Below are 25,230 nucleotides of genomic sequence, written 5' to 3' on the forward strand. Positions count from 1 at the left end.
GGAACGGGCGGGCCGCGCCGGCGCTGGGGGACGGCGCGGCCCCGCTCCCGCACGGCCCTGCGCCGCTCCCGCCCCGGCCCTGCCCCGCGCCGCGCGGCTCCGCGCCGCGCGGCTCCGCGCCGCGCGGCAGGGCGGCTACCCGCAACTTTGTGCTCTACCCGCGGATCGAGACCCGCGGGTAGAGCACAAAGTTGCGGGTGGGCGGGGCGTCGCCGGGCCAGCGCGACCCGTGGCCGCGTCGATAGGGTCGGCGGGTGGGAATCACGGAGCGTGCGCGGGCGTGGCGGCGGTGGGTCGACCCGCTCACCGCGTCGATCCTCGGGCTCCTCGTCCTGGGTCTCCTGCTGCCCGCGCGTGGCGCGGTCGGCGACGTGCTCGACGGCGTCCGCGACGGAGCCGTCGTCCTCCTCTTCCTCCTGTACGGCGCGCGCATGCCGTCGGGCGAGCTGCTGCGGGCCGTGCGGCGCGGACGCGTCCAGGGGTCGATGCTCGGCGCGACGTTCGGCGTGTTCCCGCTGCTCGGGCTCGCGGTGCAGCTCGTTCCGGACGCGGTCCTGCCGCCCGACGTGCGGCGTGGGCTGCTCTACCTGTCGATCCTGCCGTCGACCGTGCAGTCGTCGGTCGTCCTCACGGGCGAGGCCCGCGGCGACGTGCCCGCGGCGCTCACGGGCGCGACCGTCTCCAACGTCCTCGGCGTCGTCGTCACACCCTTCCTTGCGATCGCGCTGCTCGGCGCGGGCGGGACGGGTGGCGCGGGGTCGGTGCTGCTGCCTGCGCTCGGGATGCTGCTCGCGCCGTTCGTCGTCGGGCAGCTCCTGCAGCCGCTCGTCGGCGCGTGGCTGCGCGCGCACCCGCGGCTCACGCGCGTCACGGACCGCGCGACGATCCTCCTCGTCGTCTACACGTCCGTATCCGAGGCCTCGACGTCGGGCGCGTGGGACGACGTCACGCCGCTCGTCCTCGCGGCCCTGCTCGGCGTCTGTGCGGTGCTGCTCGCGATCATGCTCGGCCTCACGTGGTGGGGCGGCGGGCGTCTCGGGCTCACCCGGCCCGAGCAGATCGCGCTGCTCATGTGCGGGTCGAAGAAGTCAGCCGCGACGGGCCTGCCCATGTCGACCGTGCTCTTCGCGCCCGCCGCCGCGGCCGGGCTCGCACTGCCCGTCATCGCGTACCACCAGCTGCAGCTCACGGTGTGCGCGGTCCTCGCGCGCCGGCTCGCCCGCACCGAGCCCCTCCGGACGAACTGACGGCTTCCCCGTCCCCACTCACCTCTCTCCCAAGAATCCGCGCGTATGGCTGCCAGGAGTAGCCATGCGCGCAGATTCCTCGACGAGTGGGGCGGGAGATGGGGAGCGGGCAGGGGCGGGGGCTGACGCGTCCTAGCGCCGCACCTTGACCGTCGTGGTCCTCGAGGTCGCCCCCGACAGCTGCGAGTTGCTCACGTAGACGGCCTTGACCTTGAACGTCGAGCGCGGCCTCACGGGGAAGGCCGTGACGAGCCTGCCCGTCGTCGTCCGCACGACGCCGGAGACGCGGCGTTCGGTCTCGAGGGACCAGGTGCAGGTGCCGAGGACGCAGCCGCTGGTCCCCGTGCACGCGACGACGGTGAAGCCCGGGGGCCGGACCGCCGCCCGGGGCGACGAACCGCCCGGTGAGCGTCGTCCGTGCGGCGACGCTAGCGCGAGAGGAGGCCAGGAACCAGCCCCCGAAGGTCCGACGCGGCATTCAGGTGCTCACTGAGACCCTCCGTCACGTTCATCTCGGTCGGACCGACCGGCGGCACCCGGTCGACGAGCCTCGTCGCGCCAGCGGCGAAGTGCGCCGGAGGTGACGCGGAGCCGCGGCACGGACACACCTTCCCCTGTCGTGACATGTCACCGTGCAGTCCGGCAGGATGGCAGGTCGGAACGTCGATACAGGGGGATGGCTCCGGATGCAGTGCTCCAGGGAGAACGCGAAACCGCGCGCAAGAACGCGCCAGAACGAACGTCACGGCCGTGCCGCGCATACGGCGGGAGCTGGTGCGCCGCGTGAAATGCGTCCACGGCGACGGCGGGCAGCCCTCGTCATCGCGCTGGGCGTCGTCGCCGCGCTCACGGCGCCCGCACCGGTTGCCACGGCCAGTGCCCCGTCCGAAGCCTCCCGCGCGACAGTCAGCGGCACATCCGTCGGCGGCACGATCACCGGAGCGACGACGAAGGCCGCCAAGAGCCCGTCGCGCAAGACGACGACGAAACTCCCCGCCGGACCGCGCGTCCGAGCCATCCCGGGACGTACGACGACGACCCTGCGTTGGGGCCGGACGAAGGGAGCCACACGCTACCTTGTCGAGCTCACGACCGGCACGAATCCCGGCACGAAGAAGACCCGCAGGATCACGACGTCTCGCACGACGATCCGGGTCACAGGCCTCCGCCAGAGCACGACGTACAAGGTCCGGGTCTCCGCGGACCGCGGCGTCCGCACCCGCCCCTCGCGCGCGATCACGACCCGCACGTCGTCCAAGGCAGCGAGCCGGGTCGTCGCCCGCGCTGTGCCCGCAGGGGCCGACTCGATCCGGGTGAGCTGGACCCGCCCCGCACGCGCCACCTCCGTGACCGTGGCGATCGCACCCACGCAGGCCGCGCTCGCCGACCGCGGTGCACGCGTGACGATCAACGGGATCTCGGCTTGGACGACGTCCATGGTGGTCAAGGTCCCGGCCCGCTTGCGGAACCGCATCGGTTCGACGAGCGGCAACCCCGTCTACGTCCGCGTCACCGTCTACAACAGCGAGCACCGGTGGACGCACGCTGCAACGGTCGCGGCGTATGCGGGTTCGCCCGCCGTGCGTGGGACCGCGGCCGACCGGACGAAGGTTGCGACGTACAACGTCCAGCTCCCGTCGATCACGCAGCACATCCCCGGTCGTCGCTGGGCGGACCGGCGCCTCGCCGTCGCGCGTGCGATCGCCAGGGGGAAGCCGGACGTCGTCGGTCTGCAGGAGACCGACATGTCCTTCGTCGAGCCGGGCGTGCGTCAGTATCAGGACGTCGAGCGGCTCGTCGCGCCCTACGGGTACGCGTGGGCGACGAGCGCCGAGCAGATCGACGCGATCCGCACGACCGTGCCCCGGCGGTCCCTCGGCGCCCACCTCATCTACCGCACCGCGACTACCGAGCTCCTCGACTCAGGCCTGACGTCACTCCGGAACGCGGCCGCGACCTATGACCCGACGACACCGTGGGTCGATGCGACTGGCGCCATCGACCCCGACCGTTACGCCACCTGGGCGCTGTTCCGCGACCGTGACTCCGGGCGCGAGTTCTACGCGGCCTCCGCGCACCTCAAGAACGGCGACGACATGGCGACCCAGGTGCTGCGCGACGTCTCGGCCGGGGGCCTCGACCTGTTCCTCAGGAGCCTCGCCCGCTCCCAGGGGCGTCCTGCGGCTCCGGTCGTCATCCTCGCAGACCTCAACTCCGACGACCTCCGCTTCCCGGAGGGCGCGCACGAGACGTTCCTCGCCGCGGGCTACGTCTCGAGCGCGTCCGCGCCGCGGTGCGACAACATGAACGTGGCGACGGTGAACTCGCGCTCGTCCGGGTACCCGTCCCGGCCCACCGTGGTGCCGTTTGCCGGGATGCGCATCGATCACATCCTCGTGCGCGGCGGGGGCGGCGTCGCGCGGCACACCAACCAGGTCGTCCTCACGTCGAAGGGCACCTTCGACGAGGGGTTCCGGGGTTCTGACCACAACCTCCAACTGGCCGAGATCTCGCTCGCGCCGCGCTGACGTTCAGCGTCAGCTCGCGCGCGACGCCGTCGCGTGGCGATGGCGGCGACGACCGGCGCGACGGCGGGGGTACGTGAGCGCAAGTGCGATCGCTGCGACCGTGAGGGCTGTCGCAGCGGTGAGGAGCGGGGTCGCCACCTCCCGGATGACGTCGGGCGGCAGCACGAGCGGGAACGTGACGAAGACGGCGGCCGCGAAGTTGAGGCAGGCGAGGGGCGCGAGAGCGACCGGGCGGTCGGCCGTCGGGTGAGATGGCAGTCCTGCCCGGAAGCCGTGGGACTGTGCGACACCCGGCGGCGGCAGGAAGGGATCGGGACCGGACGGAAACGACGTCATCCCCGAAGCCTGTGCCGTTCGACCGCGCAGCGCAGCACGGCACGAAGATCTGTGGACAACCGCGGGGACGTGTCGCAGCCGCCGCGGCGCGTAGGCTCTGGCGTCATGAGGTTCCGCCGCCTGCTCGCCCGTGCCATTTTCGCGATCGGTCGCTACGACCACCGGTCGACGGCCCGGCCGACAGACGGCGTCGGCGTGCTCGTCGGGGCACCGCACACGTCGAACTGGGACTTCATCCTCATGCTCGCGATCTCGTGGGACCTAGGGATCCCGGTGAAGTACTTCGGCAAGAAGTCGCTGTTCAAGCGGCCTTTCGGCTGGCTCATGCGGGCGCTCGGCGGGATTCCTGTCGATCGGTCGAACCCGGCGGGTCTTGTCGACGCGGTCGTCGCGCGGCTCGAGGCGGGGGAGCGGTTCTACCTCGTCGTCACTCCCGAGGGCACGCGCGGCAAGGGCCGTTACTGGAAGTCCGGCTTCCTGCGGATCGCGACGGCGGCGAACCTGCCGATCACGCTCGGCTACGTCGACAACCCCACACGGACGACGGGCCTCGGCCTCACGTTCACGCCGTCGGGCGACGTGCGCGCGGACATGGACGTCGTGCGCGCGTTCTACGCGGACAAGCACGGCGTGCGGCCTGCGCTCCGCACGGAGCCGCGCCTGCGTGAGGAGGACGCGCTCGACGCGAAGGGGGAGGCCGGCGACGGTGGTGCGCACGCCGACGGCGCGACGTCGGGCAGCGACGCGTGAGCGTCGTCCCGGCCTCGGTGCGGCGCGCGCGTCCGCAGGACGCGGCCGCGATCGCGGACGTCCACGTCCGCGCGTGGCGCGAGACGTACCCGGGCATGCTGTCCGACGAGCTGCTCGCGAACCTGTCCGTCCCCGCGCACGAGCGCATGTGGACGGCGATCCTCGGCGGGGCGGACGCGCCCGGCGCGTTCGTCGCGGAGTGGGCCGACGGCACGCTCGTCGGCTTCGTGCTCGCGTGCACGCCGCACGAGGACGACGCGCCGCGTGACGTCGAGCTCGGCATGCTCTACCTGCTCGAGGAGGCCAAGGGCTCCGGGCTGGCCGATCTGCTGCTCGAGGCCGCGCTCGGCGACCGGCCGGCGTTCCTGTGGACGGCGGACCTCAACCGTCGGGCGCTCGCGTTCTACGCGCGTCACGGGTTCCGGCGCGACGGCGCGAGCAAGCGGATTGCGCGCTGGGACGACATCCTCGACGTCCGCCTGGTCCGCTGATCTGCCGCGCCGTCCGCTGACCCGCCGCCTCCGGCGCTGCCCGGCACGGTGTTCTCCCGACGGATTGATGGGTCCCGACCATCGAACGGTCGGGACCCATCAATCCGTCGGGAAGGGCGAGCCGGGGCTCGGGCTGAGGCGAGCCGCCCGGCACGGGTTCCTTGGGAGCGTTGGCCGGGGTCGGGTCAGACCGGGGACGTCGTGTCGGTGAGGGCGACGGTCGCGCCGGCCGCCGTGAGGGCGTCGGCGAGGCGGCGGGCCTGGGCCTGCGTGTAGGCGCGGGGCAGGGCCGTCGGAAAGCAGAGGTCGAGGCGCTGCGCGGACGTGAGCCCGGCGTGCTGCTCGAGCGCGTGACGTGCCTGTCCGGTGAGCGCCCCGTGGGGGGCGCCGCCGTCGAGGACGTGAACCGTCGCGAGCGCGACGCGGAGCGGAGCGTGCGCGGGACGACGCGCCCGGCCGGTCGTGCGGACCGGGTCGGCCGTGCGCGCTGCGGAGATCGTCGTGGTGAACATGGGAACAAGAGTGCTCCCGCGTCAAGAAAAGGTCAAGCACTCATTGGTAGTGAGTCACGTCACGTCGCGTCTCGGTCACGACGCGCAGGCTCAACCCGCCTCAGCGCCCCAGAAGAACGACCCGCCCCCGGCACGCACCGGGTGCACCTCGACGACCCATGCGGGGTCGAGCGGCCCGTACACGTGCGGGAACAGCTCGCCCGTCCCGCCGTCCTCGAGCCGCACATCCGCGCCCGACGCCGCGACGCGCGCGTCGTCGAGCTCGAGGACGACGAGCTCGCCCGCGCCTCCGTCGGCATAGATGAACGTCCCGACGCGCCCTACCTGGTCGCGCAGCGAGCAGTGGACGAACCCGACCTCCGCGAGCGACGCGCCCCGCGTCGAGCGCACGTACGCGCCCGACTCCTGCGCAGATTGCCAGTCCTGGATCTCGGCGATGTGGAAGAGCGACATCCGGGCATTCTGTCACACCCGGGCCTGGCTCCTGCCGACAGGGAAATAAGCCACGCCCGGGTGCGCGCGGCCCGCACCGCACGGGCGGGCCACGCTGCGTTGCACCCCCGTCTCCGGATGCAAGGGCACGAGGCCGTGCCTACGGTGGGAGTGTTCGCACGCACCATCGTTGAAGGAGGAACCATGGGTACCGACGACAAGATGAAGAACGCCGCTCAGGGCGTCGAGGGCGACATCAAGGCCGCCGCCGGCCGCGCAACCGGTGACAAGGGGCTCGAGGCCGAGGGCACAAAGGACCGTGTCGTTGCGGATCTCAAGCAGGCCGGGGAGAAGGTCAAGGACGCGTTCAAGCGCGACTGAGACGTCCGCTGCGCCCGCACGCGTCGGCACGACGACGCAGCCGCAGGGCCGCACGACCAGGGGCCCGGGCGAGGGATGCACGTCCCGCGCCCGGGCCCGCACCGTTCGACGTGAGGAGCCATCATGCACCGACGCACCGAGGACGACACCGCCCCTGGCGAGGACCAGCGCGAGCCGGAGCCCGTCCGGGCCGACGGCCGCCCGACAGAGAGCATGGACGAGATCACCGAGCCTGCCGGCACCACGGGCACGGGGCCGGACGAGTCCGACCACCACAACGTCGCCGACAGCACGGGCGACGACGAAGAGCGCTTCGACGCGGGGTGAGCCTCCGCGCGGCGCCCCACGACGTCATCGCACGACGCCCGTGGCCCTTCCGCCCCTCGCCGGGGCGGGAGGGCCGCGGCGTACCCTGGGCGGGTGCCCACCGTCCTCACCATCGCTGCCGTCTGCTTCCGTGACCCTGCCGGGCACATCCTCACCGTCCGCAAGCGCGGCACGAGCAAGTTCATGCTCGTCGGCGGCAAGCTCGAGCCGGGCGAGTCGGCGTCGGCCGCCGCGGTCCGCGAGGTGCGTGAGGAAGTGGGCCTCGTGCTGAGCGTCGACGACCTCGAGCTTCTCGACACGTTCGACTCGGACGCGGCGAACGAGACCAACACTCGGATCGACTCGACGGTCTACCTCGCGCCGCTGCCCGCCGACGCGCTACCGGTCGCGGCGGCGGAGATCGCCGAGCTCGCGTGGCTCGACCCAGCAACCGCGCCCGGGCGGGAGGACCTCGCGCCGCTGCTGCGCGACCACGTGGTGCCGCGGCTCCGCTGAGACGCCTTCGTCGCGGTCAGTGCGTGGGGTGGTATCCCCAGTGCCACGGCTCGCGCGGTACGTCCTCGACGAACCCGAAGCTCCCAGCGTTCTTCCGCATCCAGACTTGTGCCTCGGAGTCGAGCCTGAGGTCGAGCGCCATGCCCCAGCCGTGGTTGGACGTCCCCGGCTTCGCGGCGAGGCCGCCCTCAGTGTAGAGGCCCTTGCGGCGGACGAGGTCGACCTGCGTATCGTAGGTCCGGTAGGAGTCGGTGATGCCGATCTCGACGCCGTCCGCCTTGGCGGCGGCGCGCAGCGCCTCGAACGAGGTGGCGGCGGGTTCCCAGAGCTTGTGGTTCGACCCGGAGATCTCTGTGAGTGCTGAGGTCGGGATCGTGCCGTTGCCGTAACGCTTGAGCTCGGTGGGGACTCCGTCCGCGTCGAGCCCCGCGAGCCCGCCCGCGACCTCGGTGCGGGCGGATCCGTCGACCTGGGCGAGGGCGCGTGCGAAGGCACCCGCGGTCGCCGCGGTGCCAGCCCCGACGTTCGGGGCCGTCGTCGACTGCGTCGCCGCGGTGTCGAGGCCGAGCACGCCGACGGCAGGTCCCTGGGCGAGTGCGTCGATGTACCCGGTGATCTCGCTGATCCGTGCGGTGACGGACGCGATGCCGCTCATGCTGTTCCTCCGTGCCGCGGGATGACGTCCCCGGGCACGTTCCACATCGGCCCGCGGCCGCCGTTCATGAGTGATCGGGGGCGAATGGACACGGTGTGCGCCGCCCGCCGACGGTCGAGCGCTCAGGCCCCCGCGAAGAACGCGCTGATCGCGCCCGAGAGCGCGACGACGTCGCGGACGTGGATGAGCTCGCGCGCCGAGTGCATCGACAGGAGCGGCGCACCGACGTCGACGGTGCGGATGCCGAGGCGGGTTGCGGTGAGCGGGCCCGTCGTCGAGCCGCACGGCACCGTGTTGTGCGAGACGAACGGCTGCGCCGTCGTGCCCGCGGCGTCGCAGCAGCGCGCCCAGAGGGCCGCGCCGGGACCGTCGGTCGCGTAGCGCTGGTTGGCGTTGACCTTGAGGAGCGGGCCGCGGCCCGCGAGGGGGTGGTGCGTGGGGTCGTGACGCTCGGCGTAGTTGGGGTGGACGGAGTGCCCGACGTCGCTCGAGACGTGCCACGACGCGGCGTAGGCGCGCCGCAGCTCGGTCGCGGTGCCGCCCGAGAGGCGCACGAGCACGTCCTCGAGGAAGGGCCCGCATGCGCCCGAGCGGGTCTCGGAGCCGATCTCCTCGTGGTCGAATGCCGCGAGGACGCTCGTGTGCGGGGCGTCGGCCGGCGCGTCGAGCAGGGCGACGAGCGCCGCGTGCACGGACGTGAGGTTGTCCATGCGCGGGGCGGCGAAGAGGCCTGATCCTGCGCCGAAACGCTGCGGGGGCGCGGTGTCGACGGTGATGAGGTCGTGCCCGACGACGTCCGCGGGGTCGATGCCCGCGAGCGCGGCGAGGTGCGTGAGGATGTCGCCCTCGGTGCTGTCGCCGTCGCCGACGACGCCGTAGACCGGCTGCGTGTGACGCTGCTTGTCGAGCGTGAGCCCGTCGTTGGCGGCCCGGTCGAGGTGGATCGCGAGCTGCGGCAGGCGCAGGTAGGGGCCGGTGCGCACGAGGTGCTCGGTGCCGTCGCGCGTGACGAGGCGGCCGGCGAGCTCGAGCTCGCGGTCGAGCCAGCTGTTGAGGAGCGGCCCCCCGTAGACCTCGACGGCGACCTGGTTCCAGCCGTGCGCGTCGACGCGCGGGTCGGGCTTGGCCTTGAGGCCGGGGGAGTCGGTGTGCGCGCCGAGGATGCGGAAGGGGCTCGTCGGCGTCGCGTCGGCGGGGCGGACCCACGCGATGATCGCGCCTTCACGGACGACGTAGGCCTTGTCGAGGGCGTCGGGCGCCCACTCGTCGGCCTCCTCGAGGCGCGTGAAGCCTGCGGCGTCGAGACGGCGCGCGACCTCCGCGGCGGCGTGGAACGAGGAGGGGGACGCGGAGATGAACGAGGCGAAGTCGTCGATGTGGTCGTCGAGGAGCATGAGTCCATCCTCCCACCGCCCGCCGGCCGCGACCCCGGACCTTGCTTCGCCTCCCCCTGTCGCTCCCCGCGCGTCCCGCTCCTCCGACTCGTAGGTCCGGAGCACCATTCGATGGTGCTCCAGGCCTACAAGTCGCGGGGCCGTTCCGGGGTCAGAAACGGATCGGCAGCAGCTCGACGTCCGGGTCCGGGTCCGTCGCGAGGCGCGCGTGCGTCTCGACGTCGAAGCGCTCCGTGCCGTAGCGCAGCTTGTGCCGCTCGATCCCCTCGGCAGCGAACCCGGCGCGGTGCGCGACCCGGCACGACGCAGGGTTGTTGACACGGTGCCCGAGCTCGAGCCTGTGGACGCCCAACGTGTCGAAGGCGTGCCGGGCAATGCTCGCGCACGCGCGCGCCGCGAGCCCGGCACCCCGGGCCTCGGCCGCCACCCAGTAGTGCATCCACCCGGTGTTGTGACGCATCTCGATCGCGCCGACGCCGACGTTCCCGAGGGCGCGACCGTCGACGTCGATGGCGAGGCTCACCTGGGACGTCGGATCCACACACATCTCGGCGACGATGAACGCGGCGTGCTCGGAGCGTGTGACGGGCCCGGACCCGCCGAACTGTTTGTCGAGCTCCGGGTCGCCGTGGCGCGCCGCCATGAGTGCGGGGGCGTCGTCGATGGTCCAGGGGCGGAGAGTCACGATCACCGGTCAACCCTACGCGGCTCCTGGGTCGAGGGCCCGCCCCGTGGCTCCGCGCACTTCCGCTCGGCTCGGCACTCTTGTCCCGTGGCTCCGCACCCTGCCGCTCGGCTCCGTCCTCTCGCCTCGTGGCGCCGCACTCTTGCCTGAACTCTCGCCTCCGTGCCGTGCTGCTCCGCCCCGTGCCCTGCTGCTCCGGCTCTGCTGCCCGAGCGCTTCACTCCAGTGCTTCGCGTCTGCCCCTCGCTCCGGAGTCTTGCGCCCAGCCTGGGCCCGGACCCGACCACGTGGCTGCGGGGTGCGTCCAACGGCGGGCCGTGATCGGGGCGGTGATCGCGCCTGACCGGGCTTGCGTTCTCCGGGACGTAGGTATCGACGTCATCGCACTCCACGCGCACTTTGGCGTCTCAGATGCCAAAGTGCGCGTGAAGCGCAGTTCTGCAACACCATGATTCCGAGCCCCGAGCCGGCCCGTGTCCACAACCCGCTGGGATGGCGACGGCGTCCACAGACTGCCGACGCCACCGGACGTGACGCGCAGGAGGGCTCATCCTCGTCAATGTGACCACGACGTCTGCCACGCCTGCTGATCCCGTAACGCAGCCCTCAGCGCCCTCTGCAGTGGGGAGGATCGCGCTCGAGCTGGCGACCGCTGCACCGTTCCAGACGATTCGCGCGGTCGACCTCGCACCGTTCGCGGTCCGACCGAGCGCGGTGCTCGCAGCGCTCGCCCGCGACGGGTGGTTGCACCGGCTGGCGCGCGGTGCCTACTGCCTCGTCCCGGGCGGGGCAGCCCTCTCGACCGGTGCGCGAGAGTCGCGGACCACGACGACCGCCGAACATGACGTGCGCGAGACCGCGAGGGTCCGGCCCGGACCGTTCCCGGCCGAGATGCTCGAAGCAGGAGTCCTCGACGAGGATCCGCGGCCCGCGGCAGGATCCCGGCCCGTTGACCCGTTCTCCGGCGATCCCGTTCCCTGGCCCCCAACGGTCGAGGCTGCCGCGATCGCCGTCGCGTCGACGATCCACGGTCACGGGGCCGCTGTCCTCTCGGGGCTGTCGGCCGCGCGTCTGCTCGGGATCTGGCTCCCGCTGCTCGACGTCGCGTTCGTCACCGTCCCGTCGCCGCAACGCGCACTGCCGCTCGACGACCACCCTGGCGGCATCAACTTCTCGCAGCGACCGCTCGAGAATCTTGCGCTCGAGACGCGACCGACGGACCTCGGGCCTGCGCTCGTCACGTGCCCCGAACAGACGATGCTCGACCTCGAGCACGCAGACCGGCTGCACAGGAACCCCTTCAGCTGGTCGGTCATACGGCGCCTCGGCGATACGTGCGACCGCGAGCTCCTCGACCACCTCGCGCGCACCCAGCGGCGTCGACGCACGCTCGACCGCATCCTCGGGCTCCGCTGACACCGGGCCGACCCCTGCGCGAGGATGGGAGCATGCAGCCCGAGACTGGCCTCCGTCATCTCCCCACGACCCCCGTCGCACGCCCGGAGGCGATCGTCTCGGGCGACACGTGGCGCATCACTGTCCTCACGGACGCCCTCGTGCGCATCGAGCTCGCCCCCGGCGGTCGCTTCGAGGACCGCGCCTCGGCCTTCGCCCTCCATCGCGACCTGCCCGTGCCAGAGCTTACGGTCGACGACACCGGCACCCATGTCGAGATCACCACGGCCCGGCTCCGACTCACGTACGACAAGGGCCCGCTGACGACGTCGGGCCTCAGCGTCGAGGCTCTCGGCGGCCACACCGCCTACCAGTCGGTGTGGCGCCCCGACCAGCCGCGATGGGACCGTGACGGCAACTCCGCGGGCCTCGTCCGCCTCCCCGGCACGGCACGGACCCTCGACACCGCCGACGGTGCCGTCGACCTCGACGACGGCGTCGTCTCCCACACCGGCGTCATCGCGCTCGACGACTCGTCGACGCTCCTGCTCACCGACGACGGGTGGGTCGCCCCACGGCCTGAGGGTGCGCGCGACCTCTACATCTTTGCCCACGGCCACGACTACCGCGGCGCCGTGCGCGACCTCTTCCGCGTCTCAGGACCGACGCCGCTCCTCCCACGCTTCGCGCTCGGCTCGTGGTGGTCGCGCTACTACCCGTACACAGCCGACGGCTACCGCGGGCTCATGGAACGCTTCGCGACCGAGGGCATCCCGTTCTCGGTGTCCGTCATCGACATGGACTGGCACGTCGTCGACGTCCCGGCTCGCTTCGGCTCCGGCTGGACGGGCTACACGTGGAACCGGGACCTTTTCCCCGACCCGGCCGCGTTCGTCGCCTGGCTCCACGAGCACGGGCTGCGCGTCACCCTCAACGTCCACCCGGCGGACGGCGTGCGCGCCTTCGAGGACGCCTACCCTGCGATGGCCGCAGCCCTCGGACGCAGCACCGACGACGAGGCACCGATCCAGTTCGATGTCACCGACCGGGCGTTCCTCGAGGCCTACCTCGACGTTCTTCACCGCGGGCTCGAGCGCGACGGCGTCGACTTCTGGTGGCTCGACTGGCAGTCCGGGCCGCACTCGCGCGTCGCAGGCATCGACCCGCTGTGGATGCTCAACCACGTCCACTTCCTCGACAACGCCGACCGGCGCGAGGGCCGCGAACGTCGGCCGCTAACCTTCTCGCGCTACGCGGGCCCGGGCTCGCACCGCTACCCGGTCGGGTTCAGCGGCGACTCTGCGATCACGTGGGCCTCGCTCGACTTCCAGCCGTACTTCACGGCGTCCGCGTCGAACATCGGCTACGGCTGGTGGAGCCACGACATCGGCGGGCACATGCACGGCGTCAAGGACGACGAGCTCGCGACCCGCTGGGTGCAGCTCGGCGTGCTCTCGCCGATCATGCGCCTGCACTCGGGCAACAACCCGTTCACCCACAAGGAGCCGTGGGCGTTCGGCCCTCAGGCGCAGCGGGTGCAGACGGCGTTCCTACGCCTGCGTCACCGCCTCGTGCCGTACCTCCACACGATGAACCACCGTGCCGCGCAGGGTGCACCGCTCGTCGAGCCCATGTACTGGGAGCATCCGGAGGCGCCGGAGGCGTACCGGGTGCCGAACCAGTTTCGTTTCGGCACGAGCCTGCTCGTCGCGCCCGTGACGCAGCCCGCCGACGGGCGCCTCGGCCGCGGCGCGGTGCGCACATGGCTGCCCTACGGCACGTGGGTCGACGTCCTCACGGGCACGGTCTACGACGGCGGCCGTGAGATCGTTCTGTGGCGCGACCTCACGTCGATTCCGGTGCTCGCCCGGCCCGGCGCGATCGTCCCCCTCGACGGCGCGCACGTCCCCGTCAACGGCGCCGAGGCGCCCAGCAACCTCGAAGTCCTCGTCGTTGCGGGTGCGGATGGCGCGTTCGATCTCCTCGAGGACGACGGCTCCGTGCCCGGACCTGGCGGCCCGACCGACGTCCCGACGCTCGTCACACCGCTGCGCTGGACGCAGTCGTCGGGCACGTTCACGGTCGAGCCGGTCGTGACCCGCGGTGACGCCGCTGCCGCGCGCACGTCCGCGCCCGACGTCCGCACGTGGACGGTCCTCCTGCCAGCGGTCGACCTCGGGTGGGGCGGCACAGCGTCCGCGACCGTCGACGGGCACCCGTCCGACGTCCACGTCGACGCGTTCGCGCCACTGCCCGGCGAGACCGGCGCGACCGGGCTCGCCGTGCGCGTCGCCGACGTCCCGGCCAGCGCCCGTCTGACGATCACCCTCCACCCCGTGGTCGGCGAGGTCGCGCTCGCGGGCAACGACACGGGCAGGCTCGTCTTCGAGCTGCTCGATGCGGCCCGCATCGAGTACGACCTCAAGAGCCGCGTCATGGACGTCGCGACGTCAGGGCACCCGCTCGTCGTGCGCCTCGGGCACCTCGAGGCGCTCGGCCTCGATCCCGCGCTGCGCTCGGCGCTCGTCGAGATCCTCACGGCGCGCGGCTGACGCGCGGCGCGGAAGGATGGGTGCATGAGGATCGCACTGGTGACGCTCGGTGGCACGATCAGCTCCGAGCCGCTCGACGGTGACACGTCGCCGGGCCCTGAAGCGGGCGGCGGCGCCGTCGTCCCCGTGTCCGGTGCCGCGACCTTCGTGCGCGAGGTCGCGCGCTACCTGCCCGGGATCACGGTCGTTCCCGTCGAGATGCGCATGGTGCCGTCACCGTCGCTCACGGTCGAGGACCTGCGCGAGCTCGCCGCACGCATCACGGAGCTCGTCGAGGACGGCGACGGGGTCGACGGAGTCGTCGTCGCGCAGGGGACCGACACGATCGAGGAGACCGCGTACTCGCTCGACCTCGTGGGCGCTGCGGACGACGTGCCCGTCGTCGTCACGGGCGCGATGCGCGACCGCACCGCGCCCGGGCCCGACGGCGCGGCGAACGTCGTCGCCGCGATCCGCGCCGCGGCGAGCGCCGAGGCGCGTGGCAAGGGAGTGCTCGTCGCGTTCGCCGACCGGTTGCACGCGGCACGCTGGGTGACGAAGGCGTCGACGTTCCGCGTCGACGGCTTCACATCCGAGCCGTACGGGCCCGTCGGGATCGTCGCGGAGGGTCGCGTCCGCCTCGGCGCGGCGCCGCGCCCGCTGCCACCGTTCGATGTGCCCGACGGGCCGCCGGCCCGCGTCGCGATCGTCGAGGCGGGTCTCGGCGACGACCTGGCGATCCTGCCCGCGCTCGCGGACGCCGGCTACGACGGCGTCGTGCTCGCCGCGATGGGTGCGGGTCACGTGCCGGCAGCGGCCGTCGACGCGGTCGCGCTCACCGCGTCGCTCATGCCCGTCGTCCTGTGCTCGCGGACAGGCGCCGGACCCGTGTTCACGCACACATACGGCTACGAGGGCGGTGAGGTGGACCTCCTCGAGCGCGGTCTTCTGCCGGGCGGGAGCCTCTCGCCGACGAAGGCCCGGCTCCTGCTCATGCTGCTTCTCGCCTCGGGACTGCAGGGTCGCGAGCTCGCGCACGCGTTCGCGCGCCACGCGGAGGCCTGACGGGCTCCCGCCTCTACTGGACGAGCCGGAACACTGCTCCCGTCGGGTCGGTCACCGTGACGAGGCGCCCGAAGGGTGTGTCGTCGACACCTGAGACGGCCTTCCCGCCCGCGGCCTCGGCACGGGCGAGGGCCGCGTCGACGTCGTCGACCTTGAAGTACACGTGCCAGCGGCCGCCGTCCACCGACTCCTCGAGCGTCGCGTCGGCGAGCGCGACCGCGGGCTCGCCGTCGATCATGTGCCGCGCGTACCGGAACGTGTCGGAGACCATGTCGTCGTTGAGCTCCCAGCCGACAACGCGGGTGTAGAAGTCGCGGGCGCGCGGGTAGTCGTCGGACCACAGCTCGGCCCACGCGGGGCTGCCGGGCGTGTCGCCGTCGAACGTCTGCACGGAGCCCTCGGCGATCTCCATGAGTCCGAGGTCGACACCCGTCGGGTCGGAGAGGAACGCAAAGCGGCCGCCGTCGGGCAGCGTCATGGGCTCGTGGTGGATCGTCGCGCCCTCGGCGCGTGCACGGGCGGCCGCGGCCTCGACGTCGGGCACGGCGAGCGAGACGATCCACGCGTCGCGCGTCCCCGGCGCCATCGGTGCCGACTCCGGGGTGACGGGCATGAGCCCGGCGACGAGCCGGTCGCCGAGGTGCGCGAGCTGGTAGTGGCCGTTCTCCTCGCCGGAGTCCTCGATGCGCCAGCCGAGCACGGACTCGTAGAAGGGACGGACGGCCTCGATGTCGGTCGTCGAGATGTCGATCCAGGCGACGGCGCCGGGTCGCAGGGCGGACGTGCTCATGGTGGTCCTTCCGTCGGGGACCTCTCACGCTACGACCAGCGACGGAGACTCGCATGGGCGCCGCCGCCCGACGCCCCCCTCGGCCCGTCGGTCGTGGGATTGCGGGAAGGACGCGGGAGCGGGAGCTCAGTGCCCGACGCCGCCTCCGGGCCCCTCACCGTCGGGCCGCGTGACGAAGAACGACAGCACGACGGCCCCGAGCGAGACGATCGCCCCGACGAGGAACGCGTCCCGCACACCAGCCGCCGTCGCGGTGGCCTCCGGCACGCCGTCGGCGACGAGCGTCGCCGCTCCTGACGCCATGAGCGTGACGAACACGGCAGTGCCGATCGCTCCCGCAACCTGCTGGACGGTGCCGAGCGTCGCGGAGCCGTGCGAGTACAGGCGCGGCTCGACCGAGCCGAGCGACGAGGTGAACAGGGGCGTGAAGGTGAGCGCCAGGCCGAGCGACAGGGTGACGTGCGCCGCGATGAGCATCGCGGTCTGGGTCGTCTCGCTCACCTGCGTGAGGCTCCACAGGACGCCGGAGACGATCATCACGCCGGGCACGACGAGCGGCCGCGGGCCGAGCTTGTCGTAGAGCCGTCCGACGAGCGGCCCGCACAGACCCATGAGCAGCGAGCCGGGCAGCAGCACGAGACCCGATGCGAGGGTGTCGAGGCCGAGGGCGCGCTGCATGAACAGCGGCAAGAGGATGATCGTGCCGAAGAGCACCGCCATGAGCATGGTCATGAGTGCGATCGACACGCTGAAGTTCCGCGAGCGGAACGTCCGCAGGTCGAGCAGCGCGGAGTCGGTCCGCTGGCGCAGGACCTGCCGGACGACGAACGTCATGAGCGCGACGGCGCCGACGGCGAGCGCGACGAGCATGGTGCGGCCGTGCGCGGCGTTCGCGGCGGCCGTGTCGCCGCCACCCTCGCCGCCGACGAGCGAGAGCCCGAAGACGAGCCCGCCGAAGCCGAGTGCCGCGAGGACCACGGAGACGGGGTCGAGCGGCGCCTTGCGGGTCTCGCCGACGTTCGTGACGTGCCGTGCGCCGATCGCGAGCATGACGAGGGCGATCGGCAGGACGAGGATGAACATCCACCGCCACGTGAGGTACTTGAGGATGAGGCCCGAGATCGTCGGGCCGACCGCGGGCGCGACGGACATGACGATCGAGATGCGACCCATGAGGCGGCCGCGGTGCTCGGGCTCGACGAGCGTCATGATCGTCGTCATGAGCAGCGGCATCATGATGGCGGTTCCCGACGCCTGGACGACGCGCGCGCCGAGCAGCATGGGGAATCCGAGCGACACGGCGGCGACGAGCGTCCCCGTCGAGAACAGCGACATGGCCGCGATGAAGAGGGTGCGCGTCGTGAAGCGCTCGAGCAGGTAGCCCGTCACGGGGATGACGACCGCCATGGTGAGCATGAAGGCGGTCGTCAGCCACTGGGCGGCGACCGCGTCGATGCTGAGGTCGGTCATGAGGTGGGGGATCGCGACGCCCATGATCGTCTCGTTGAGGATGACGACGAACGTGGCGGCGAGCAGGAGCCAGATGACGCCCTGGCTGCGCGGTGTCTCGGCGCCGCGCGCGGCCCCGGGGGTGGTGGCGAGGCCGTCGAGCGACGTCGCGGGCGCGTCGGCCTCGTCGTGCGGGGTCGAGGGAGTGCTGCGCACGGGTGGTCCTTCGATCGTCAGGGTTCGGGCGGGGTGCGCCGAGGCACGGGGCGCCCCGGTGGAGGGGGCGGGGAGGGGCCGTCGTCGTCATGAGGGCACCCGTCATTGCCTCACCTCAACCCGGGGTGGGCCAAGGTTATTTCCCGCCCCCGACATTTCTATGCCGTGGGACGTCGGCCTCAAGGACGTCACCGAGCTCAACACAGCGGTGTACGACCACTACTGCGACCCGTCGCAGCCCTACGGCTGCCCCGCGGGCGACGATCGCGCAGGCATGCGCCGGGGCTCGCCCGCACCCGGACGTGGTCGGATCGGCTCTCGGAACGCTGAGGGGCGGCGCTCAGGCGAGCAGCGCGAGGAGCCCTGCGTAGAGGAGCGTCCCGCCGACGATGCTCAGCAGCGCGTTGCGTCGCCACACGTGCAGCCCGACGGTGACGGCGAGCGCGATCGCTTCCGGCAGACCGTGCGGCGCGGCCGCGAACGACGTGTCGCGCAGCGTGTAGACGACGAGGATCACCATGATCCCGACGGGCATGCGCGCGCCGAGCCAGCCGACGATGCGTGACTCGCGCAGCCGCTCGACGACGAGGAACGGCGCGGCCCGCAGCGCGAACGTCACGACGAGCGTCGTGAGGAGCGCGGCGAGGAGGTACCCGGTCTCAGGCATGCCGCGCCTCCGTGAGCAGGTACCGCCCGACGAGCAGCGCGACGAACCCGGTCATCGCGACGACAAGCATCTGCCCGGGCGCGACGAGCTGGGCGACGATCGCGCAGCCGACGGCGAGCAGGGGCGCGGGCACGTCGCGCTGGGCGCGGAAGGCGTCGATCGCGAGCACGGTGAAGAGCGCGGTGAGCGCGAAGTCAAGGCCGGGAACGTCGGGCAGGAGCGTGCCGACGAGCGCACCGAGGATGCCGCCGCCCACCCAGTAAGCCTGGCAGAGCACCTGGATCCAAAGGATGCGCGCGCCGGTGAGTGCGCCCGGTGCGCGGGTCGCGACGACGGCGTAGGTCTCGTCGGTGAGCGCGTACATCGCGTAGAGACGGCGCAGCGGCCCGTGGACGACGTGGAGGGGGAACGACAGCGCGTAGAAGACGTGCCGGAAGTTCACGAGGAACGTCGTGAGGGCGATCGTCGCGAGGGGGGTGACGGCGAGGACGAGCCCGATCATGAGGAACTCGAGCGACCCGGCGTAGACGAGGAACGAGAAGACGGGCGTCCACCACCAGGCGAAGCCGGACTGCACCATGAGGACCCCGAACGCGAGGCCGAGCGGCACGAGCCCGAACCCGACGGGTGCGGTGTCGCTGAGGGCGGCGCGCCACGCGGGGTAGGTGGGGCGGGACTCGGCGGGCACGCTCCCACGCTACGTCGCCGAGGTGGCGTGCCCTCGGGCTGTCCGGGGGCGCGCCTAGGCTGGGGCCGTGCCCACGTATCGCGTCGTCCTGCCGATCGGTGACATGCGCGTCGGCCGCGTCCCGGAGGACGTGCTGCCGGCTGCGGTCGACGGCGCGCGTGAGCTCACGGATGTTGAGGCGTGGGACGTCGGAATCGTGCGGGGGCTGCCGCGCGTGACGGTGCGGTTCACGGCGGACGACGACGACGAGGCGTTCCGCGTCGCCGAGCTCACGCGGGCGCGGACGAACCTTGTCGCGCAGGTGCTGGGCGTCGACGTGCTGCGGCGGTGGGGCTCGCGGTTCCATCAGGTGGTGCGGCGCCCGGACGTGTGGTGAGGGGCATGGCCGGCGTCCCGGTGCGCGTCGGCCGACGGAGCGTGTCGCCGTGACCCGCGTCGTCCTCACCTGAGCCCCAAGAATCCGCGCAGATGGCTGCTCCCAGCGACCATCCGCGCGGATTCGTCGACAGGGGGCGGGGCGGGGCGAGGGGAGAGGGGAAGGGGCCGGGGTTACGCCGGGATGCTGGCGATGCGGGTGCCGAGCTCGATCGCCTCGACGCTGCCAGCGGTCGTTGCGGCGAGGTCGGCGTCGAAGGTTGTGCGCAGGTGCGGCGGCACGAGCACCGTGAACGACGCGTCGGCGCCGTAGGACACGTCGTCGAGCACGCTGTCGTGCGCGGCGACCCAGGTCCGCAGGACGTGCTCGACTCGGCCCGCGTCGGCGAACGGCACGGCGACGAGGAGCTCGACGAGCACGGACCTGCGCACGAGCGGCGCGAGGTCGAGCGCCTGCGCGACCGCACCCGAGTAGGCGCGGACGAGCCCGCCTGCCCCGAGCAGGACGCCACCGAAGTAGCGGGTGACGACGGCGACGACGTCCGTGAGCCCGCGGTGCCGCAGCACCTCGAGCATGGGGACACCCGCGGTGCCGGAGGGCTCACCGTCGTCTGTCGACCGCTGCTGGTCGGCGTGCGTGCCGAGGACCATTGCGACGCAGTGGTGGCGGGCGTCCCAGAGTTCCTTGCGGGCCGCAGCGACGACGGCGTCGGCGTCCTCAACGGTCGTGACGTGGACGATGCGCGTGAGGAACCGCGACTTCTTGATGACGAGCTCGTCGAGCGTCGTGCCGGCGACTGTCGACGGCAGCGCGGCAGCGCGCCTGGCGGGATCGTCGGCGTTGCTCACATCGTCCATCCTCCCAGCCCGGCCGGCCGGGGTCCGGGGCGTCGCCGACAGGGAACGGCGACGCCCCGGCCGCGCTCCCGGGTTCAGGGGGCCCGGGGCGCGGGGGCCGGGCGGTGCCCGGCCGGCGCCTGTCAGGGAACAGGCGCTCGGGGGTTCAGGGGGCCCCCGAGGACACGACACTAACGCTCTGGCGTCGATGTCTCACCTCAGAACACCCTGTCGACCTGTGTGGATGCTGAGATCGGCGTGGAGAAGTTGTTGTCGTCGGACGTGCGGGACGGAAGTCCCGACCTTCGCGGAGGTGAGTCAGTGGACTGGAGCGACGCTTTCGACGACGGTGCGACTGCCGTCGGTCTCGGAGTAGGTGGTGCGCGCGGCGAGGAGGCTGACGAGTCCCGCGATGATCATGAGCTGTCCGGCGAGCGCGACGATGCCGAGAGTGAGTCCGGTCGTGCGGATCCCCTCGCGGCGGGTGCCCCGTCGCCGGGAGCGTCGGGCGAGGACGATCGTGGCGACCGCGGCGATGATCCCGATGAAGGGGATGAGGAGCGCGAGGATGCTGAGGACGAGCGCGACGGTGGCGTCGCTGTCGCCGGGGCTGGCTCTTTTAAACCACTGACGCTGGCGGCCGGCCCCCACGGGGGAGGTCCCGGTTCCCCCCGGGCCCTGGAACCACACAGAGNTCGGCGGGCAGGGGTGCGTCGGCTGGGGCTGGTCCGGGTGGGGCGTCGTCGAGCAGGGCTGCGGCGACCGTGGCGGGGCTGCCGAGGCGCGTGAGGATTGCGGTGACGTCCTCGGGCGTCGCGGGCCGGCCGAGGTCGGCGATCGCGTCGTCGAGGTGCTCGCGCACGGAGCCGAGGGCGTCGGCGCGCTCGGCGGGTGGGAGAGCGGTGAGCATGCGGGCGAGGTCGTCGAGGTAGCGGTCGACGAGGGTCGAGGTGTCGTTCATGAGGGGCTCCCGGTGAGGGTGGAGTCGACGGCGTCGCGGAAGCGGGCCCAGACGGTCGTGAAGCGGTCGAGGGCGTCGTGCGCTGCGGGGGTGAGTGCGTAGTAGCGACGGGGAGGGCCGGCGGGGGACTCGCGCCAGCTCGTCGTGACGAGGCCCTGTTTCCGGAGGCGGGAGAGCAGCGGGTAGAGGGTGCCTTCGCTGGTGAGGAGCACGCCGTCGTGGCCGAGGCGCGCGGCGATGTCGAGGCCGTAGGCCTCACCGTCGCGCAGGAGGGCGAGCACGCAGTGCTCGACGCTGCCGCGCCTGAGATGCGCCAGGATCGCATCGTCGCCAGGTACCATGTGACACACGATAGTCGGACGCGACAAGACCCCGCAAGGCCCTGCGCGCGGCTCAGCCCAAGAGGCGGTCGATCGCGAGCGCGAGCCCGTCCTCACGGTTCGACGCGGTCACCCACGTCGCCGCCGCCTTGACCGCGTCCGAGGCGTTCGCCATCGCCACCGCAGTCCCGACGTGCGCGAACATCCCCAGATCGTTCGGCCCGTCCCCGACCGCCGCCATCGCCTCCGGCCCGACGCCGAGGTCCGCGGCGAGCTGCACGAGTCCGCTCGACTTGTCGACGCCCGACGCGACGATCTCCAGGTAGTGCTCCCCCGAGAGGAAGCCCTCGCACCCCTCCGGCAGGTTCGCGGCGATCCGCGGCACGAGCTCCGGGTCCCACGCGCACGGCGGCACCATGAGCTTGTGCGGCGCCCGCGCACCCGCGTCGACGAGCTGCGCGTCGCCGATGAACCCCGCCGGCTCGACGGCCGTCGCACGCGCCTCCAACTCTCCGAGCTCGTCCCACCGGGACGGCAGCCAGGCCGCACCGTCGTACCAGTTCGCGACGTGCCCCGCCGCGACGACCGTCCGCACGATCTCCCGTGCGGCTTCGAGGTCGAGCCGCGTCTCGTGGAGCACGTCGAGCGAGCCGTCCGCGAGGAAGTGCCCGACGACGGCCCCCTGGAACGAGACGAACGCACCCGCGAGCGGGTCGTCCGACGGCGACTCCGCGAACGGCGGCAGCCCCAGCTCGGCGACGATGTGCCGGAAGGCCTCAGGCCCGCGGGCGGAGGCGAGGACGACCGTGACGCCCGCGTCCGTCGCGCGCCGCACCGCCGCACGCACAGCGGGCGTGATGCGGTGGTCGGGCGTGAGGAGCGTGCCGTCGACGTCGGAGGCGATGAGACGGATACCAGAAGTCACAGGGCCCATCATTGCCCAGCAGGTACCGTCGTGGGCGTGACGGACCTTCTCAGCATCCTCGACCTGGCCCAGCTCCGTACGCGGACGGGCGTCAAGTGGCGGGCGTACGAGCCCGATGTCCTGCCCCTGTGGGTCGCGGAGATGGACGTGCCCGTCGCCGAGCCCGTCGTGCGCGCCGTGAGCGACCTCGTCGCCGCGGGCGACACCGGCTACCCCGCGTCGCCCGACGAGTTCGTCGCGGCGTTCAGCACGTTCGCCGCCGACCGCTGGGGCTGGCAGGTCGACGCGACGCCCGCGCGCGTCGTGCCGGACATCCTCGCGGGGCTCGGCGCCGTCATCGAGGCGACGACGCCCCCGGGGGACACCGTCATCGTCCCGTCGCCCGTCTACGGGCCGTTCTTCCGCAACCCCCGCCTCATCGGTCGCGTCGTCGAGCCCGTCGCGCTCACGGCCGACGGCCGTCTCGACGTGCCCGCCCTCGAGGAGGCGTTCGCCGCGGCCGTCACCGGCGGGCGGCGCGCCTCCGTCCTCCTCTCGAACCCGCACAACCCCACGGGAGTCGTCCACACGCGTGCCGAGCTCGAGGCGCTCGCCGCGGCGGCCGCCCGCCACGGCGTCGTCGTCATCTCCGACGAGGCGCACGCGCCGCTCGTCCACCCGGGCGCGACGTTCGTCCCGTACGTCGAGGTCGACCCGCGCGGCGTGTCGGTGCTCTCCGCCGCGAAGACGTGGAACCTCGCGGGCTTCAAGGCGGCCATCGTCGTCGCAGGGCCCGAGGCGCGCGCGATCGTCGACGCCTTCCCTGTGACGCTCTTCAACGGCGTCGGGCACGTGAGCCTCGTCGCGCAGACCGCAGCGTTCCGCGACGGCGGCCCGTGGCTCGACGAGCTCCTGCCGGCGCTCACGCGCTCGCGCGACCTCCTCGTCGACCTCGTCGCCGAGCACTTGCCGCTCGCGCGCATGCAGGTCCCCGAGTCGACGTACCTCGCGTGGGTCGACCTCGCCGCGTACGGTGCGGGCGACGACCCGGCCGCGCAGATCCTCGAGCGTGGACGCGTCGCGCTGTCGCGCGGGACCGACTTCGGGCCCGGCGGCGAGAAGCACGTGCGGGTGAACTTCGCGACGCACCCCGAGATCCTCACGGAGGCCGTCCGCCGCATCGCGGCGGCGCTCGCGTAACGGGTCCGGTACGCCGTCTGCCTGCCCGACGGGTCAGTCCGGCCGGACGTCCTCGAGCGCGACCTCGAACCACACCGTCTTCGGCGCGTCCTCGTTCGCCGATTCGATGACGCCCCATCGCGTCGCGAGCATGTCGACGAGCCCGACCCCGCGGCCGCCGCCCTGCGTGGGTGCGGGATGCCGGATGACCGGAACCTCGCGCGCGCGGTCCGACACCTCGACGCGCGCCACGCCGTCCGTGATCTCGAGCCGCAGGTGGACCGGGGGAGACGCGTGGGCGACGGCGTTCGTCACGACCTCGCTGACGAGCAGCACGAGGACGTCGAGCAGGTGACCGCCGACGCCGGCGGAGCGCAGGTGACCGGCGGCCCATCTGCGCGCGGGAGCGACCGCGCCGAAGTCGGGCGGGATCGCCAGTGCGTGCTTCATGGACGGATGCACCTCTTCCGCTCTCGACAGGGCTGCCTGTGCGCGTCCGGCCGACCCGCAGAACGACCGTCAACGCTCTCAAGCGTCGTGCCCCGTGCGGGCGCGCGCAACCGGAGCCGTGGGTGATGGAGTACTTCGTCGGCGACATCCTGCGGTCCTGGGCGCGTCGCGCGTGCGCCGACTCCCCCGGGACGTTGTACGGTGACACGCGGAACGATGCTGATGCGCCTCGCGAGGGGCATGGCAAGATTCCCGACGATTGTCCACGGTCCCGCCGCCCGGCAGGACTCTGAAGTCTGACGTCCCGACGCCTCGTCGCCGGGCCGTGACCCGATGAAGGGATATGTATGTCGCTCAACCGTTCCGACCTCGTCTCGGCCATCGCCGCCAAGGCTGACCTCACGAAGGCCGACGCCGACCGCGCTGTCGCCGCTCTCCAGGAGGTTCTCATCGAGTCCCTCGGCAAGGGCGAGGCCGTGAAGCTCACGGGCCTCCTCTCCGTCGAGCGTGTCGAGCGCGCCGCGCGTACGGGCCGCAACCCGCGCACGGGCGAGGAGATCTCGATCCCCGCCGGCTACGGAGTCAAGCTCTCCGCCGGTTCGCTGCTCAAGAAGGCCGTCCAGGGCTGACGCAGCGCCGCACTCTCGCACGACCCCGTCCCTGCTCGCAGGGGCGGGGTCGTGTCGTTCCTCGGGTGTGACGTGCGCCCGTGGTACCGCCAGAGATTTGACCGTCGTTCCGACGCGGTCGTAGCATGAGGCGAAATATGACCGCTCCCCGGGCCTTGGCTCGTCTTGACGGAGCCAGGTTTCACTCCGATCCAAAGGACGATCATGGCAGTTCCGAAGCGGAAGATGTCCCGCTCCAACACCCGTGCCCGCCGTTCGCAGTGGAAGGCCACCGCGACCGAGCTCGTCGAGGTTCGCGTCGACGGTCAGACCGTCCGCATCCCGCGTCGCCTCGTCAAGGGCGCGCAGCGCGGTCTCGTGAGCGTCGAGGGCTGAAACCCTCGTCTCACGACGTGAAACACCCGGAAGCCCCCCACCGCTGAGCGGTGGGGGGCTTCCGCATGCGCGCGCCGTGCGGGAAGCCCCCGCAACTCCAGCGACTCGTAGGTCCGGAGCACCATCGAATGGTGCTGGGACCCTACGAGTCGGGGACGGGAGAGGG

At 72.4% G+C, this 25,230-nt stretch carries 31 protein-coding genes; 14 read left to right on the forward strand and 17 right to left on the reverse strand.

Translation table 11 applies throughout. From position 1 onward, the window contains the following. Positions 1–254: 254 nt before the first annotated feature. Positions 255–1,247 carry a bile acid:sodium symporter family protein gene (locus C1729_RS10105; RefSeq protein WP_102509828.1) on the forward strand — a complete coding sequence of 331 codons (993 nt, stop codon included), beginning with the start codon at positions 255–257 and terminating at the stop codon, positions 1,245–1,247. A gap of 132 nt (positions 1,248–1,379) precedes the next feature. Here the strand turns inward: C1729_RS10105 and C1729_RS14635 are convergent, their stop codons facing one another. Continuing rightward, complete coding sequence (locus C1729_RS14635; protein WP_165375479.1) at positions 1,380–1,520, reverse strand: hypothetical protein; 141 nt, start codon at positions 1,518–1,520, stop codon at positions 1,380–1,382. 515 nt (positions 1,521–2,035) lie between these two features. On the opposite strand from C1729_RS14635, the gene C1729_RS10110 reads away from it, so the two are divergent. Beyond that, a complete protein-coding gene (locus C1729_RS10110) occupies positions 2,036–3,775 on the forward strand; it encodes an endonuclease/exonuclease/phosphatase family protein (protein ID WP_165375480.1) in 1,740 nt (579 codons plus the stop codon). A gap of 9 nt (positions 3,776–3,784) precedes the next feature. On the opposite strand, the gene C1729_RS10115 is transcribed toward C1729_RS10110, so the two are convergent. Further along, positions 3,785–4,111 (reverse strand): hypothetical protein, encoded by a 327-nt coding sequence (locus C1729_RS10115; RefSeq protein ID WP_102509830.1) that lies wholly within the window; start codon positions 4,109–4,111, stop codon positions 3,785–3,787. 105 nt (positions 4,112–4,216) lie between these two features. On the opposite strand from C1729_RS10115, the gene C1729_RS10120 reads away from it, so the two are divergent. After that, complete coding sequence (locus C1729_RS10120; protein WP_102510636.1) at positions 4,217–4,861, forward strand: 1-acyl-sn-glycerol-3-phosphate acyltransferase; 645 nt, start codon at positions 4,217–4,219, stop codon at positions 4,859–4,861. Then, positions 4,858–5,352: a GNAT family N-acetyltransferase gene (locus C1729_RS10125; protein ID WP_102509831.1), complete on the forward strand. Its 495-nt coding sequence runs from the start codon at positions 4,858–4,860 to the stop codon at positions 5,350–5,352. Before C1729_RS10120 ends, C1729_RS10125 begins: the two co-directional genes overlap by 4 nt. Before the next feature lie 185 nt (positions 5,353–5,537). On the opposite strand, the gene C1729_RS10130 is transcribed toward C1729_RS10125, so the two are convergent. Then, on the reverse strand, positions 5,538–5,864 hold the full coding sequence (locus C1729_RS10130; RefSeq protein ID WP_102509832.1) for a hypothetical protein: 327 nt from the start codon (positions 5,862–5,864) through the stop codon (positions 5,538–5,540). 90 nt (positions 5,865–5,954) lie between these two features. Beyond that, positions 5,955–6,317, reverse strand: a complete 363-nt coding sequence (locus tag C1729_RS10135) for a DUF952 domain-containing protein (RefSeq protein WP_102509833.1) — start codon at positions 6,315–6,317, stop codon at positions 5,955–5,957. Positions 6,318–6,500: 183 nt separating this feature from the next. Between C1729_RS10135 and C1729_RS10140 the strand changes: the two genes are divergently transcribed. From C1729_RS10140 to C1729_RS10150, 3 genes are all read left to right on the forward strand, one after another. Continuing rightward, complete coding sequence (locus C1729_RS10140) at positions 6,501–6,677, forward strand: CsbD family protein (protein ID WP_102509834.1); 177 nt, start codon at positions 6,501–6,503, stop codon at positions 6,675–6,677. Positions 6,678–6,800: 123 nt separating this feature from the next. After that, a complete protein-coding gene (locus tag C1729_RS10145; RefSeq protein ID WP_102509835.1) occupies positions 6,801–7,004 on the forward strand; it encodes a hypothetical protein in 204 nt (67 codons plus the stop codon). A gap of 93 nt (positions 7,005–7,097) precedes the next feature. Beyond that, the gene (locus tag C1729_RS10150; protein ID WP_207204602.1) at positions 7,098–7,499 is read left to right on the forward strand and encodes an NUDIX hydrolase; all 402 of its coding nucleotides are present in this window, start codon (positions 7,098–7,100) and stop codon (positions 7,497–7,499) included. A gap of 16 nt (positions 7,500–7,515) precedes the next feature. Here C1729_RS10150 and C1729_RS10155 read toward each other — a convergent pair whose 3' ends face one another. The 3 genes from C1729_RS10155 to C1729_RS10165 all read right to left on the reverse strand — a co-directional run bounded on the left by C1729_RS10155 (position 7,516) and on the right by C1729_RS10165 (position 10,239). Beyond that, entirely contained in the window at positions 7,516–8,154 is a 639-nt protein-coding gene (locus C1729_RS10155) for a M15 family metallopeptidase (protein WP_102509836.1), read from the reverse strand. Between the two features lie 122 nt (positions 8,155–8,276). Then, entirely contained in the window at positions 8,277–9,548 is a 1,272-nt protein-coding gene (locus C1729_RS10160) for a M18 family aminopeptidase (protein WP_102509837.1), read from the reverse strand. A gap of 151 nt (positions 9,549–9,699) precedes the next feature. Then, positions 9,700–10,239, reverse strand: coding sequence for a GNAT family N-acetyltransferase (locus tag C1729_RS10165; RefSeq protein WP_102509838.1), 540 nt, complete (start codon positions 10,237–10,239; stop codon positions 9,700–9,702). A 555-nt stretch (positions 10,240–10,794) separates the two neighbouring features. Here C1729_RS10165 and C1729_RS10170 point away from each other — a divergent pair. From C1729_RS10170 to C1729_RS10180, 3 genes are read left to right on the forward strand one after another with little or no spacing between them, the layout of a single operon-like run. Continuing rightward, a complete protein-coding gene (locus C1729_RS10170; RefSeq protein WP_129590726.1) occupies positions 10,795–11,649 on the forward strand; it encodes a hypothetical protein in 855 nt (284 codons plus the stop codon). Between the two features lie 32 nt (positions 11,650–11,681). After that, positions 11,682–14,180, forward strand: a complete 2,499-nt coding sequence (locus C1729_RS10175) for a glycoside hydrolase family 31 protein (protein ID WP_102509840.1) — start codon at positions 11,682–11,684, stop codon at positions 14,178–14,180. A 24-nt stretch (positions 14,181–14,204) separates the two neighbouring features. Continuing rightward, positions 14,205–15,224, forward strand: a complete 1,020-nt coding sequence (locus tag C1729_RS10180; protein WP_102509841.1) for an asparaginase — start codon at positions 14,205–14,207, stop codon at positions 15,222–15,224. Positions 15,225–15,237: 13 nt separating this feature from the next. Here the strand turns inward: C1729_RS10180 and C1729_RS10185 are convergent, their stop codons facing one another. The 4 genes from C1729_RS10185 to C1729_RS10205 form a co-directional block, all read right to left on the reverse strand. Next, a complete protein-coding gene (locus tag C1729_RS10185; protein WP_102509842.1) occupies positions 15,238–16,014 on the reverse strand; it encodes a VOC family protein in 777 nt (258 codons plus the stop codon). A 126-nt stretch (positions 16,015–16,140) separates the two neighbouring features. Next, entirely contained in the window at positions 16,141–17,679 is a 1,539-nt protein-coding gene (locus C1729_RS10190) for an MDR family MFS transporter (protein ID WP_102509843.1), read from the reverse strand. A 340-nt stretch (positions 17,680–18,019) separates the two neighbouring features. After that, complete coding sequence (locus tag C1729_RS10200) at positions 18,020–18,346, reverse strand: branched-chain amino acid transporter permease (protein ID WP_102509844.1); 327 nt, start codon at positions 18,344–18,346, stop codon at positions 18,020–18,022. Beyond that, the gene (locus C1729_RS10205) at positions 18,339–19,034 is read right to left on the reverse strand and encodes an AzlC family ABC transporter permease (protein WP_102509845.1); all 696 of its coding nucleotides are present in this window, start codon (positions 19,032–19,034) and stop codon (positions 18,339–18,341) included. The genes C1729_RS10200 and C1729_RS10205 overlap by 8 nt, the downstream gene beginning before the upstream one ends. Positions 19,035–19,101: 67 nt before the next feature. Here C1729_RS10205 and C1729_RS10210 point away from each other — a divergent pair, with 67 nt between their 5' ends. Beyond that, positions 19,102–19,410: a hypothetical protein gene (locus C1729_RS10210; RefSeq protein ID WP_102509846.1), complete on the forward strand. Its 309-nt coding sequence runs from the start codon at positions 19,102–19,104 to the stop codon at positions 19,408–19,410. A 173-nt stretch (positions 19,411–19,583) separates the two neighbouring features. Here the strand turns inward: C1729_RS10210 and C1729_RS10215 are convergent, their stop codons facing one another. The 5 genes from C1729_RS10215 to C1729_RS10235 form a co-directional block, all read right to left on the reverse strand. Then, the gene (locus C1729_RS10215) at positions 19,584–20,258 is read right to left on the reverse strand and encodes an IMPACT family protein (RefSeq protein WP_242493789.1); all 675 of its coding nucleotides are present in this window, start codon (positions 20,256–20,258) and stop codon (positions 19,584–19,586) included. A 306-nt stretch (positions 20,259–20,564) separates the two neighbouring features. Continuing rightward, positions 20,565–20,897, reverse strand: coding sequence for a hypothetical protein (locus C1729_RS10220; RefSeq protein ID WP_102509848.1), 333 nt, complete (start codon positions 20,895–20,897; stop codon positions 20,565–20,567). Next, complete coding sequence (locus C1729_RS15390; protein WP_102509849.1) at positions 20,866–21,207, reverse strand: HAAS signaling domain-containing protein; 342 nt, start codon at positions 21,205–21,207, stop codon at positions 20,866–20,868. Before C1729_RS15390 ends, C1729_RS10220 begins: the two co-directional genes overlap by 32 nt. After that, positions 21,204–21,548, reverse strand: coding sequence for a PadR family transcriptional regulator (locus C1729_RS10230; protein WP_102509850.1), 345 nt, complete (start codon positions 21,546–21,548; stop codon positions 21,204–21,206). Before C1729_RS10230 ends, C1729_RS15390 begins: the two co-directional genes overlap by 4 nt. Before the next feature lie 52 nt (positions 21,549–21,600). After that, on the reverse strand, positions 21,601–22,452 hold the full coding sequence (locus C1729_RS10235; RefSeq protein WP_165375481.1) for a Cof-type HAD-IIB family hydrolase: 852 nt from the start codon (positions 22,450–22,452) through the stop codon (positions 21,601–21,603). A gap of 36 nt (positions 22,453–22,488) precedes the next feature. Between C1729_RS10235 and C1729_RS10240 the strand changes: the two genes are divergently transcribed. Beyond that, complete coding sequence (locus C1729_RS10240; RefSeq protein WP_242493790.1) at positions 22,489–23,631, forward strand: MalY/PatB family protein; 1,143 nt, start codon at positions 22,489–22,491, stop codon at positions 23,629–23,631. A gap of 33 nt (positions 23,632–23,664) precedes the next feature. Here the strand turns inward: C1729_RS10240 and C1729_RS10245 are convergent, their stop codons facing one another. Then, a complete protein-coding gene (locus C1729_RS10245) occupies positions 23,665–24,060 on the reverse strand; it encodes an ATP-binding protein (RefSeq protein ID WP_102509852.1) in 396 nt (131 codons plus the stop codon). A gap of 347 nt (positions 24,061–24,407) precedes the next feature. On the opposite strand from C1729_RS10245, the gene C1729_RS10250 reads away from it, so the two are divergent. Together C1729_RS10250 and rpmF are read left to right on the forward strand one after the other, a co-directional pair. Beyond that, entirely contained in the window at positions 24,408–24,689 is a 282-nt protein-coding gene (locus C1729_RS10250; protein ID WP_102509853.1) for an HU family DNA-binding protein, read from the forward strand. A gap of 204 nt (positions 24,690–24,893) precedes the next feature. Beyond that, positions 24,894–25,064, forward strand: coding sequence for a 50S ribosomal protein L32 (gene rpmF / locus C1729_RS10255; RefSeq protein ID WP_102509854.1), 171 nt, complete (start codon positions 24,894–24,896; stop codon positions 25,062–25,064). Positions 25,065–25,230 lie beyond the last annotated feature (166 nt).

This window comes from Sanguibacter massiliensis (assembly GCF_900240335.1).
GTDB classification, from domain to species: domain Bacteria; phylum Actinomycetota; class Actinomycetes; order Actinomycetales; family Cellulomonadaceae; genus Flavimobilis; species Flavimobilis massiliensis.

Excerpts from the sequence above, each read along its gene's own strand:
- C1729_RS10110 (WP_165375480.1), top strand. The coding sequence starts at position 2,036 with ATGCGTCCACGGCGACGGCGGGCAGCCCTCGTCATCGCGCTGGGCGTC.
- C1729_RS10115 (WP_102509830.1), bottom strand. The coding sequence starts at position 4,111 with ATGACGTCGTTTCCGTCCGGTCCCGATCCCTTCCTGCCGCCGCCGGGT.
- C1729_RS10120 (WP_102510636.1), top strand. The coding sequence starts at position 4,217 with ATGAGGTTCCGCCGCCTGCTCGCCCGTGCCATTTTCGCGATCGGTCGC.
- C1729_RS10130 (WP_102509832.1), bottom strand. The coding sequence starts at position 5,864 with ATGTTCACCACGACGATCTCCGCAGCGCGCACGGCCGACCCGGTCCGC.
- C1729_RS10135 (WP_102509833.1), bottom strand. The coding sequence starts at position 6,317 with ATGTCGCTCTTCCACATCGCCGAGATCCAGGACTGGCAATCTGCGCAG.
- C1729_RS10140 (WP_102509834.1), top strand. The coding sequence starts at position 6,501 with ATGGGTACCGACGACAAGATGAAGAACGCCGCTCAGGGCGTCGAGGGC.
- C1729_RS10145 (WP_102509835.1), top strand. The coding sequence starts at position 6,801 with ATGCACCGACGCACCGAGGACGACACCGCCCCTGGCGAGGACCAGCGC.
- C1729_RS10155 (WP_102509836.1), bottom strand. The coding sequence starts at position 8,154 with ATGAGCGGCATCGCGTCCGTCACCGCACGGATCAGCGAGATCACCGGG.
- C1729_RS10160 (WP_102509837.1), bottom strand. The coding sequence starts at position 9,548 with ATGCTCCTCGACGACCACATCGACGACTTCGCCTCGTTCATCTCCGCG.
- C1729_RS10175 (WP_102509840.1), top strand. The coding sequence starts at position 11,682 with ATGCAGCCCGAGACTGGCCTCCGTCATCTCCCCACGACCCCCGTCGCA.
- C1729_RS10180 (WP_102509841.1), top strand. The coding sequence starts at position 14,205 with ATGAGGATCGCACTGGTGACGCTCGGTGGCACGATCAGCTCCGAGCCG.
- C1729_RS10185 (WP_102509842.1), bottom strand. The coding sequence starts at position 16,014 with ATGAGCACGTCCGCCCTGCGACCCGGCGCCGTCGCCTGGATCGACATC.
- C1729_RS10200 (WP_102509844.1), bottom strand. The coding sequence starts at position 18,346 with ATGCCTGAGACCGGGTACCTCCTCGCCGCGCTCCTCACGACGCTCGTC.
- C1729_RS10230 (WP_102509850.1), bottom strand. The coding sequence starts at position 21,548 with ATGGTACCTGGCGACGATGCGATCCTGGCGCATCTCAGGCGCGGCAGC.
- C1729_RS10245 (WP_102509852.1), bottom strand. The coding sequence starts at position 24,060 with ATGAAGCACGCACTGGCGATCCCGCCCGACTTCGGCGCGGTCGCTCCC.
- C1729_RS10250 (WP_102509853.1), top strand. The coding sequence starts at position 24,408 with ATGTCGCTCAACCGTTCCGACCTCGTCTCGGCCATCGCCGCCAAGGCT.
- rpmF (WP_102509854.1), top strand. The coding sequence starts at position 24,894 with ATGGCAGTTCCGAAGCGGAAGATGTCCCGCTCCAACACCCGTGCCCGC.